Source organism: Salinispira sp. (genome assembly GCF_059431795.1).
This window is the reverse complement of record NZ_JBXWXS010000033.1, coordinates 203113-213941: the sequence shown is the minus strand read 5'-3', so window position 1 is coordinate 213941 and position 10829 is coordinate 203113. Positions and strand designations below refer to the sequence as shown.

The 10829-nt window shown below is 50.6% G+C and carries 7 protein-coding genes and 1 tRNA gene; 4 read left to right on the top strand and 4 right to left on the bottom strand.

Annotated elements, in window-relative coordinates:
- Positions 1 to 206: 206 nt before the first annotated feature.
- Together AC52PS_RS12115 and AC52PS_RS12110 are read right to left on the bottom strand one after the other, a co-directional pair.
- Positions 207 to 280 (bottom strand) — tRNA-Ala (locus AC52PS_RS12115).
- Between the two features lie 27 nt (positions 281 to 307).
- Complete coding sequence (locus AC52PS_RS12110; protein ID WP_495563331.1) at positions 308 to 538, bottom strand: hypothetical protein; 231 nt, start codon at positions 536 to 538, stop codon at positions 308 to 310.
- A 205-nt stretch (positions 539 to 743) separates the two neighbouring features.
- Between AC52PS_RS12110 and AC52PS_RS12105 the strand changes: the two genes are divergently transcribed.
- From AC52PS_RS12105 to AC52PS_RS12095, 3 genes are all read left to right on the top strand, one after another.
- On the top strand, positions 744 to 1037 hold the full coding sequence (locus AC52PS_RS12105) for a Dabb family protein (protein WP_495563330.1): 294 nt from the start codon (positions 744 to 746) through the stop codon (positions 1035 to 1037).
- A 20-nt stretch (positions 1038 to 1057) separates the two neighbouring features.
- Positions 1058 to 3817, top strand: a complete 2760-nt coding sequence (locus AC52PS_RS12100) for a PD-(D/E)XK nuclease family protein (RefSeq protein WP_495563329.1) — start codon at positions 1058 to 1060, stop codon at positions 3815 to 3817.
- A 66-nt stretch (positions 3818 to 3883) separates the two neighbouring features.
- Complete coding sequence (locus AC52PS_RS12095; RefSeq protein ID WP_495563328.1) at positions 3884 to 7588, top strand: UvrD-helicase domain-containing protein; 3705 nt, start codon at positions 3884 to 3886, stop codon at positions 7586 to 7588.
- Positions 7589 to 7613: 25 nt separating this feature from the next.
- On the opposite strand, the gene AC52PS_RS12090 is transcribed toward AC52PS_RS12095, so the two are convergent.
- Positions 7614 to 8627 carry a beta-ketoacyl-ACP synthase III gene (locus AC52PS_RS12090; RefSeq protein WP_495563327.1) on the bottom strand — a complete coding sequence of 338 codons (1014 nt, stop codon included), beginning with the start codon at positions 8625 to 8627 and terminating at the stop codon, positions 7614 to 7616.
- Between the two features lie 63 nt (positions 8628 to 8690).
- Positions 8691 to 9932, bottom strand: a complete 1242-nt coding sequence (locus tag AC52PS_RS12085) for a hypothetical protein (protein WP_495563326.1) — start codon at positions 9930 to 9932, stop codon at positions 8691 to 8693.
- Positions 9933 to 10076: 144 nt separating this feature from the next.
- Between AC52PS_RS12085 and fabG the strand changes: the two genes are divergently transcribed.
- Positions 10077 to 10820, top strand: coding sequence for a 3-oxoacyl-[acyl-carrier-protein] reductase (gene fabG / locus AC52PS_RS12080; protein WP_495563325.1), 744 nt, complete (start codon positions 10077 to 10079; stop codon positions 10818 to 10820).
- The last annotated feature ends 9 nt before the right edge of the window (positions 10821 to 10829 follow it).

Here is a 10829-nt window from a genome sequence, read left to right as displayed (position 1 = left end):
TCGGAGAGTGCCGTTTCATGTGTGGGTGTGAGCGAAGGCTCAACCCCGGTGTGAGGTGCCTGGGCTGCGCAATCTCTGTGTGATACCGGATCCGATGAGCCATTTTGAGTACGAGAGCTGAGGTGGTGAAATTAGACAAAATTGGGTTTGCGTAGCTGAGACTCTAATGAAGTTTTTTACAAGCTTTGGTGCACTCAAAAAAAAATTGGAGGTGACGGGACTCGAACCCGTGACCCCTAGCATGCCATGCTAGTGCTCTAGCCAACTGAGCTACACCCCCGGAAGTGGCTCACATAATGAGCATATTTTACTGGATTGTCAATAACTCTTCAGATATTTCCTGGAGGTAGCCGGTGCGGATGCAGGATTCAAACAGATCCTTGCTTAGCTCTTCAGTGGATTCATTTTTGCCCCAAGCGGTCATACTGGTCATACGAATGTCGATATGTTTTTCGTCTTCTCCCAGAACTGATATTACGGTTTCAAAACCGTTGAGTCCCTGTACTTTATAGCTCTTTCCGATGCGTCTGCGCTTCATACAATCCTCCTTCCACACGGCTCTGGAGCCCGGGAAATCTATTCTTAATTCCCGCCGTTTCGGATTTGCATGCCGAATCAGCGGCCTGTATTAATTTTCGCCATAAAATGAAATCACTTTAGCACTATGAAATTCTTTTGGAATCGATTAGGAAATTGCCCGACGAATGCTTGCGAATGAAATATCTCCGTGTAAGAATGAAACTATGATGATTCATGTTGTGATGTGGAAGTTTAAGGATGATATTGACGGTCCGGGCGAATTTTCCGGAATGAAAAAGGAACTGGAAGCCCTGGTTGGAACCGTTCCCGGACTGATCTCCCTGGAGCTCGGCCTGAATACCAATACTTCAGCTGCGGCATGGGATGTAACGCTGCGAAGCGAACACGAAAGCCCCCATGCTTTAGAAGACTATCGGGTGCATCCTGCTCATAAGGCAGCTGCGGAAAAAATCTCCACCCTCATGAAAGATCGGGCGGTGGTCGATTACCGCAGCTGAACCGAACAGGGAACACCTGAATGGAAACCAGTGAAAATATAGTTCAACGCTTTCTCACCGGCAATGAAGTCTTCGTGCTTCCTTCCGAGATCGCTGCGGAAAGCTGGGCCCGGACCATAGCCAGGCAGAGCGTTGCAGTTAACCGTAGACGTCTTATATCCTGGGATAGTTTTAAGGAACTCACCTTTTTCGGACAGCAGAGCTGGCGGCCGGCCAACGGAATTACCCGTAGAGTGTTCTCCCGCTTGATTCTAGAGCAGAATCGCCGGCATCAGCTATTCACGCGGATCGTACCCGGGACATTTCGGGACGATGTGGGGCTTTATACACAGGCTATTTCCCGGATGCTCCCGGCCCTGGGCTCAGTTTCCCGCATCTCCAGGGATCGTCTTGAGAAGGTCCTGGGACCTGCGCTTGTAAACGATATTATGAAACTGGAAGCTGCATACCGGGAATTTCTCGAACGCCATGAACGCTATGAACCCTCATGGCAGAACACCACCTTTATGTCCGACGGCCGCCGCTACCTCATAGTCTTTCCCGGGCTCCTTGAAGACTTTCAGGAATATCAGGCGCAACTGGAGTCAGCCGAGGGCATAAGCTATCTGAGTCTTGATCAGATGGAAGGGAATCAATTTCTGAACCGCTACGATGATCATCGGCAGGAGCTATTCCGTGTAATGGAACGAGTGGGGGAGTTGCTCCAACGGGGGGTAAAGGCATGGGAAATTGCAATTTCTGTGGCGGGGTTTGACGGACTCCAGACACGTTTGGCATACATAGGAAAATCCATGGGCGTTCCCCTTTCTTTCAGGAAAGGCCTTCCCTTAATTGAGTATCCCTCTGTTGCATGGCTGGGAGAGCTGTCCGCCTTGAGAAGCGATAATTATTCTTTTCATTCTCTTCGCCGTCTGCTGAAAAATCCCGGACTCCCCTGGAAATCCGAAGCTGAACATGCCATTAATTCATTGCTTCAGGAAGCCGTGGACACAGGTCTGGTGGAAGGTGGGCTGCGATCCTGGAAGCAGCTTGCGGGAAGCATTGACCGGGATTTCCGGAACTACGGTCTATCTTCCCGTCCGGCTATTCAAAGTCTGTTTTCGTATTTTGATAATATTCTGGATGCAGCTGATGGATCTGTGCTCTACGACAGGATATACGACTTTTTCCGTACATGGCTCAATACCGATTCCTGGGACCACGGGGATGCGGCTGCCTGGCAGCGCTGCGCTGAGGAAATTAAATCCTTGGATCATGCCCTGGAGGAATATCCTGAGTACACTCCTGAAATACTCGAATTCCTCACAGCGGAACTTTCTTCACGGCTGTATCTTCCCCAGGAGCAGGGGGGCGGCGTTCCGGTTTACGATTACCGGGTGGCTGCCGGTTCTTCGTTCCCCTATCATTTCGTACTCAATGTGAACGCAGTTGATAGCGGAGTGCAGAAATCCGGCCTGGGATTTCTCCGAGAAGATCAGTTCCGGGATCTTTTCGGAGAAAGCGGGGATATGACCCGGGCTTTCCTGCGGGGCTACGAGTGTTCTGCATCCCGGGTATACATGAGCTGCAGCTCTTTACTGAAAGGCCGCGCCGTTTTACCGGCTGAAAATTTCCTGAATGATACCCATGGAGGATCCCCTGAGGCATCTGTTGAATACTTACCCCTCACAGTTCAGGGACCAAACATCAATTTTCGAGGCATTTTCACCGGCAGTCGATTTCCGGATAATTTTTCCGGTAGTTACTGGGCGAAGCATCTGGGTATTCCCGGAGATAGAATCTCTATGAGCAGGGTGCAATCCTACCTGGAATGCCCTCAAGGATTATTCTGGAAGCTCCAGAACCTGGATGATTTTTCCACCGTTCCGGACCTCTACCCTGCTGCCGCCATCGGGAATGCATTCCACCGCCTGATGGAGGATCTGTACCGGCTTATCCGGGACGGGGACGGCAGTTCTCCCCCTGAACTATTTCTTTCCTCACGGCTGGATAAGTACCGGGAGCTGGCAGCTACCTTGGCGAAGCGGATGTTCGGTGTTGACCGCAAGAGACCCGGTTCGCCCCAGCGATCCATCCCCCGTCCCCTGCATGAACAATTGAAAGGGCGTTTTATTCGTGCTGCGCATCATATCCTGGAGCAGGATAGTGTCAACTTTGACTCCTGGGAAATTCTCGGTCTTGAAATGGAGCTCGAAGCAGAGCTGAATTTCCAAGGACAGAATATGATTTTTCACGGTCGGGCAGACAGGGTAATGCGGAATCCCGCGGATGCTTCGGTGGCGGTACTGGATTATAAAAGCTCAAGGATTCCCCCGTTCTCCCGGGTGCTCAACGGTATTCAGGATTACCTTCCCGGGGTAAAAGAGCAAAAAGGCATGACATCCGAAGATATCATTGAGCTGATACACAAGGCCCCCAGCGAACCCCTTTCAATTCAGCTTCCAGCCTACGCCTACCTATTGGGCAGTATGGGGTATGAGGTGAGCCGGATGGGATATTATCTGTTGAAACCCGGCGATAACGGGCTCAGTGGAAATTTCAGCTCGGTCCTGGATATAGAAAATCCTCCCCCTGCAACCGTTTCCTCCCGGGCACCTATCAGGCATCCGGCGCTTCTGGACGCCATAAGCCGGGGGGCGGAAAAGCAGATCCGCGCAGCCCTGGATGGTCTCGCCCTGGGGGATTTCCGGATCCCGGATAGCGAGTGTTCCAACTGCAGTTTTAAAGGGCTGTGCCGGTATCGATTTGGGGTGAAAATGCCCCATGAAAAGGGTATATGACATCCCCTCTCCCAATGTATGAGCGGGCTGGGTGTAGAATCAGGACGTGTGAACAAGGAATGAGCCATGAAATTTTCTGAACATCAGCTCCAGGCAATCGCAACCAGGGAGCACAGCATAGTGTCCGCCGGAGCAGGTGCCGGAAAGACATCAGTCTTGGTGGAGCGGTATCTCAGTCTTCTAAATAATGACCAGTGCGGAGTGGAGAATATTCTTTGTCTTACCTTCACACGGAAAGCTGCAGGTGAAATGTATGAACGGGTCCACGGCCGTCTATTGAATGAGTCGGAAAACCCCCTCTACCGCCGTCAATTCGAGCGTTTTGAGAGAGCTCGAATTACCACCATCGATGGATTCTGCAATTCTATTTTACGACCGTATTTGAGCGATTTCGGGTATCCCGGTACCGTTTCAGTAGTTTCCCGGGAGATGGACAGGGAGCTGAACCAGTTCTGTCTTGGGTTTCTCAGCACTAAACTTGCTTCTCCCGGAATCACCCGCCTTCTTGAGCATTTTCCGTTTCACTCTCTGGTGGAAGATCTTTTCATGCCATTGATTAAGACGCCACGGGCTTCCGTTTTCGCAAAGGGGGTATTCCATGACGTTCACCGAAAGCGTTTAATTGAACTTGTGAACCGGACTCTTAGCGAGTTACATGATTCTCTGGGTGGAATCCTCGCTCTCAGGGAGGATTTGGGTAATGCTCCAGGGGGAAAACTGGATCAGGCTTTGAAAATTCTGGACCGGGCATTTGACCAGCTTGACCGGATTCCCCGGGTTCTTACTGATCCTGAACCGCAGATTATTCACGAGATGCTTCCTGTACTCTTGCTGTTGAAATCGGGCTTGTCGGGATTTACGTCTTCCAGTGCCAAAGCTGCCAGGCCATGGAAGGATTATAAAGATGTCCAGGGCAGAGTACTTGAGCAGCTGCTGATTCCCTCACTGATTATTCTCAGTGAGGATGAGGTGTATGAAGATATGTACAGGGTGCTTGAGGATTTTGGGGCAAAGGCGTCGGATTTTAAGCGGCGCAATGGGATTCTTTTCTTCCAGGACCTTCTCCATATGGCAAGGCATGTTCTCATGGAGTATCCCGATTTTGCGGATGTTCTCCGCCGTGAGATCCGATTTATTATGATAGATGAGTTCCAGGATAATAATGAAGACCAGAAGGATTTGCTGTTTCTTCTTGCTGCGCAACCGGGGTACCGGGAAAAACGGGTTCCCGGGTTCCAGGAGCTTAGGTCCGGAGTACTCTATTTTGTGGGGGACCAGAAGCAATCCATTTACCGATTCCGCAACGCCGATGTTTCGGTCTTCAAATCCCTCTCCGGTGAGCTCCCTCCCGGGGGGCGGAGCATCAGTCTGTCGGAAAACTATCGAAGTAGTCCGGCCCTGATTAACGGGTTCAACAATATATTCCCTGGGATCATGGCAGGGGAGCGAGGCTTTGAGGCTGAATATGAACACTTGAACCCGGGGTTGAAACAACATGGGAAATCGCGTTTTGAACTTCTTTTGGGCTTTAAAGATGATCATGGGGGGGAGAACCTATCTGCTTCTGAGCATGAAGCCCACATGGTGGCCGAAAAAATCTTGCAGATAGTAAACTCGGAGAAGTATCTCATACCGGATGAGGAAACTCAGCATCTTCGCCGACCGGCATATGAGGATATTGTGGTTTTGTATAAAACCGGAAGTCTCCAAAATCAGCTGGAGGCGATGTTCAGACGCTTCTCCATTCCCTACACGGCCGACAGTACCCGGTCGCTATTCCATGATGCACCGGCGTACGATATACACTCATTTTTGAAATTCTGTCTGTATCCGGAGGATCGTATATCATTTGCCTCCTTTCTCCGTTCTCCAATGCTTGCACTGGGTGATGAAAGCATTTCCCGTTTGATCAGCAGCGTGCACAACACGGAGAACCCGGCACTGCTTTTGAACGAAGGCATGGCAGAAATCCTTTCCGATGAGGATGAGCGGCGGCGTCTGACTGGGGGAATACATCTGTGGAATCGCTGCAGAACCATGATTGACCGAATTTCCCATCAGGAGCTTCTCGGATTTATCTGGAGGGAATCGGGGTATGAGGAGTTTATGCGGTCGGATCACTACAGAAGAGGGTTTCTTGAGTACTATGACTATCTGCTGGAGTTTTTCGAACAGTATGAAGACGCTCCCCTTGCCGAACTTCTGGAAGATCTGGAGAGATATTTGGGAAGCAATGAACGGGCCGAGGATCTTTCAATTTTCCGGGAAACCGGCGGCGGAGTGCAGCTTATGACGATTCATAAATCCAAGGGCCTGGAATTTCCCATTGTTTTTCTTGTTAACACCAATTCCAGGGGCCGGGCGGACACCAGCGCGTCGAAACCTTTTGTCCAGACCCCGGAAGGTACACCGCTCCTGTACGGTGGTATCAGTGAAGAGGTGGTTCACCGCTGGTTTCCAGGAGATAAGCATGCGGGGAAAAAATTTAGAAACCCCGTTGTCAGGGAACTCCAGGCGCGGACTCGGATGGAGGAAAATGCAGAAACAAGACGTTTGCTGTATGTTGCGCTGACCAGGGCCCGGCAGCACATCGTTATTACTGCAGATAATATTCCTTTAAACGGGAAAAAAGCCTCGGGCACGGATGGCGCTGCAGGTATCGCCGACCGGAGACATTCCACAGATCAGGAAGAAGAAAACCTGTACGATCTGGTTGAGTCCGCTCTTCAGCTGAGCCGAAGCAACCTGGGAGAAATGGAACCCGGTTCATGGCGTAGCCAAGCACTGGGGGAAAACTCGGTTGAGCTTGATCTTTACCGTTCACCGCCGATATCCGCCTCCAGGATATCTTCCCGGAAGTCCTCCATAGGAGCGGCGGATCCGCTGTCCGGCCCTCCTGCTCCACTGAGGATGCCGAAATTTCCTCCATACAGCATCAGCGTAACCCGGCTGCAAAACTATGTTCATGATTTAGCGAACAGCGGTGAACATCTCCCGGGCAGGCCCGGTCTGACAGAGGAGTCGGTCGCCGTATCTGAATCGGCCTCCCCAGACAGGGGCGATTCTGCCGAACTCGGTACCCTGATTCATCGGATTATTGAAATGAATCTGAATTTCCGTCAAAACGGCGGAGGGGAGCAAGCTGAAACTGCCGGAACAGGTCAGGCTGAAACCGCCGGAACAGTTCAGGCTCAAGAAGGGCAGGGCGGAGCAGGAGAGGCCAGGGCCGAACAGGCCGAAACGGCAGGAACAGGACAGAGTGGAACAGGACAGGCCGGAGACCCTCACTGGCCTTTGGGACAGTTGGAGCAGATGTTCTGGGACGGTCATTCCCCGGAAGAGCATAAAAAGCTGCTGCCGACTGCGGAGAAGATTTGCGGAGCATTCTTCCAATCAGGGTTGTATGAACGCATATGCTCATCAGCAAACCGTGAAACTGAACTTCCGTTTACCCTTTTTGTCGGAGATGTATATATTCAGGGGCAAATAGATTTGCTGCTCATGGAAGATGAACGCCTGCTGATTCTGGACTTCAAAAGCGGTGAGGAAGTGAATCCGGGGGATTATTCCCTTCAGCTCGATATATACCGTCTTGCCGTTGAACATATGAGGGAGCAGTTGGATCTCCCTGGCAATGCAGCAGAGATGCCAATCGAAGCCGGAATTGTGGATATCCGTCAATCCCGGCTGCTTCTTCTCCCCAGTGAATATTCGCACGAGGACATAGAATCCCTCATAAGAGATTACCGGCGGACGGTCCTGACAGACTAGGCCACCCCCCGATGTTCAGGGTTGGCTACCAGATGAAGTAATTCCCGCCAAATGTGAGCCCTGAGCCGAATCCGATGGTAAGTACTTTATCGCCCCGCTTCAGCATACCATGTCTCTGCATCTCTTCCATTGCTATGGGAATACTCGCTGCGGATGTGTTGGCATAGTGGCGTATATTCATAAAGAATTTTTCTTCAGGCCATCCGTTCCGCTTACAGGCTGCTTCAATAATCCTCCGGTTAGCCTGGTGGGGAATGACGTGGTCGATCTCATCCATGCTGACTGAATTAATTTCCAGCAATCTGTTGATGCTGTCTGTAATTGCCTGAACGGCGAAAACATATACCTGCCGGCCATTCATCTGAAGGTATAAATCTTCCTCGGGGGTTACCCCCGGAACATAGGGTGTACGGGTTCCACCTGCCGGTCGAAGCAGATGTTCCACGCCGCTGCCCCGGCTCCCAAGTACCGAAGAAAAAATCCCGCTGCCGGCATCCTTCTCGCCGGGACTCACAACCACTGCGCCTGCTCCATCCCCAAAAAGTACGCATGTGGAACGGTCATTCCAGTTGATAATTTTTGAGTACACCTCAGCACCTACCACCAGGACATTTTTAGCCGCCCCGCTGAGGACAAAATTTTTCGCCGTTTCGAGACCATATATAAACCCCGTACAGGCAGCCACCAGATCCATGGCTCCGGCATTTTCTGCGCCGATTTTATCCTGTACGATACAGGCGGTTGAAGGAAGACCCGGGTAGTCCGGTGTGGAAGTGGCAAGAAGCACGAGATCGACCTCCTCTCCCCTCAATTGTCCACCCTGCGGATCCTGTAGAGCGATGTTATCCAGGGCGCTGCGTACGGCTGCATATCCCAGGTCGCTGGCTGCCTCATTGGGCGCGGCAACTCTCCGCTCCTTAATCCCGGTATGGGAAAAAATCCACTCGTCATTAGTATCTATTGTCTTGGACAGGTCATCATTGGTAACAATTTTTTCAGGAACGTAAGCTCCTACCGATCGAATGTATGCCCGCATCATTATTGCTCCTTGCTGTTGAAAATGGACGGCTTGGGCCGTAGAATCGACCTGATACCTATTTGGTTAATCATTGAATCGCTCCAGCAGCTCTTTTCTGTCTTCAGAGAATCGGCGGATGAAATCGTTCACATCGTCGCTGTCTGCGTTTTCATACCGGGTGCCGGGGAAGTTTGAAACGGCGAACTCCGTATTATCCGGGTTCACAAAATCAGGAATTGCAGTTGCCGTATCCAGGTTGTGTAACTCTTCAAATACAATGTAAAGGTCCGTCATCTGTCTGAAGCGGAGTTCGGAACTTTCATTTTTGTCGCTGTTATATCCGATTGCAAAATTGGTGTGTGCAATTGCAGTACTCCCGGTTTCCGGCATATTTTCCATGGGAACGGCAAAGGGAAACAGTTCTTCTTCCGGTGATTTCTGCTTCAAGGTTTCAATTGCAGCGTCCATTAGGCCGTTCACCGGATATTGAGCTCTGGAGGTGGTGAAACTGCTGGGCCAGGGGCTGTGAAAGAGAACGGTTGCGATTCTATCACCATACCTGTCCGCAAGAATTTTGCCGCTTTGGCGGGTTTCTTCTATCCCAATAGCTTGCATCTCTTCAGCGTGAGATTTCAGGAGGAAATCCGTGAAAGCTTTCTCCCGGTCAACAAAAATTAGGGCGGATTCACCCTGCTCAAGAATGGAGCTTTCGATTGTACGGGCGATAAACTCATCGGGATTTCCCTGTTCCATAACCTGACGCAGTTTTTTAGGATCCCGAAAATCGTCAGTGGTGTTGAGGTGGCTGTAACTTTGAAATACATTTAAACCCAGAACTCTGAATGGACCGTCGGAGGAGTTGTTCACCCGCCAGGCTGATTCCAGCAGTTTGACGTACTCATCGTAGCCCCAGGTTACCAAACGGCGCATGAGAAGCTCTTCAGCCCCATCCCTCTGGAATTCGGGTGCATTAATTAATTCGTCGATCTCCTGCTGGTCGGATGCCAGTAAATGTTCCACTCCCAGAATGCGGACCCCTTCATTGGGAAGGCGGGGAAGGAGGTTTGCGATAAAGTCTACCTCGTTTTTGATTACCCCCAGTTCACCGGCCATGACGATCTGATGATCCTGGAATAGATCGGTAATTCCTTTATAGGGATCGGTTTTTCCCTGCTCGATCTCAGAAACAAGTTGACTAATCTGTTCCGGCTCAAGTTCCGGAAGAGGATGTTCTTCCGGTTCCAGCCAGCCGAACGGATTAAAAATTACAAATACCACTCCCAGACCAAGAAGAATCAGGGCAACAATTGTGACTCGCTCATTCATATCAGCTCACTATACCTGTGGGGAAAAAAATATGCCAGAGTGTAAGATATTTCCTGAATAGTGTTCAATAATATCTTCCATTTTTGAATCATATTCGGTAATCTTGTTAAATACAAGAAAACTCAATTACACATGGGGGAACATATGTTGTTAAAAGGAAAAAATGCCATAGTAACCGGCGGATCACGGGGAATCGGCCGTGAAATTGTCCTGGCTTTTCTCAGAGAGGGAGCCTCGGTCTGGTATCTTGATTTAGCCGAGGGTGAACATCTGAAGGAGTATCAGGAAATCGCATCGTCCAACGGTGCCTCAGCGGCGTACAAGGAATGCAATGTAGCGGATGAGGAGCGGGTTCAGGCTGTGATTTCTGAAGTGGTTTCTGAAGCGGGAACCGTTGATATCGCTGTGAATAATGCGGGAATTACCAGAGATACCCTGATGATGAGGATGAAAACCGAGGACTGGAAGTCTGTTCTGGACGTCAATCTCACCAGCGCGTTTTTGGTAAGCAGGGCTCTCTATCGACAGATGGCGAAGCAAAAGGGCGGTTCAATTATCAATGTAGCCTCCATTGTTGGAATTATCGGAAACGGCGGGCAGACCAATTACTCTGCCAGCAAGGCAGGACTCATAGGTATGACTAAAAGCATGGCCCGGGAAGTTGCAAGCCGGAATGTCCGGGTGAATGCAGTCGCACCGGGTTTTATTGTTACACCCATGACCGACAAGCTAAATGAGGATCAGAAAAAAGCCCTTTACGATCAAATACCTATGGGGCGGCTGGGCGAGCCTGCGGAGGTTGCCAAAACAATCGTTTTCCTGGCTTCCGATCTGGCATCCTATGTTACCGGAGAGGTAATTAAAATTACCGGCGGTCTGGGAATGTAAAGCCCGGGA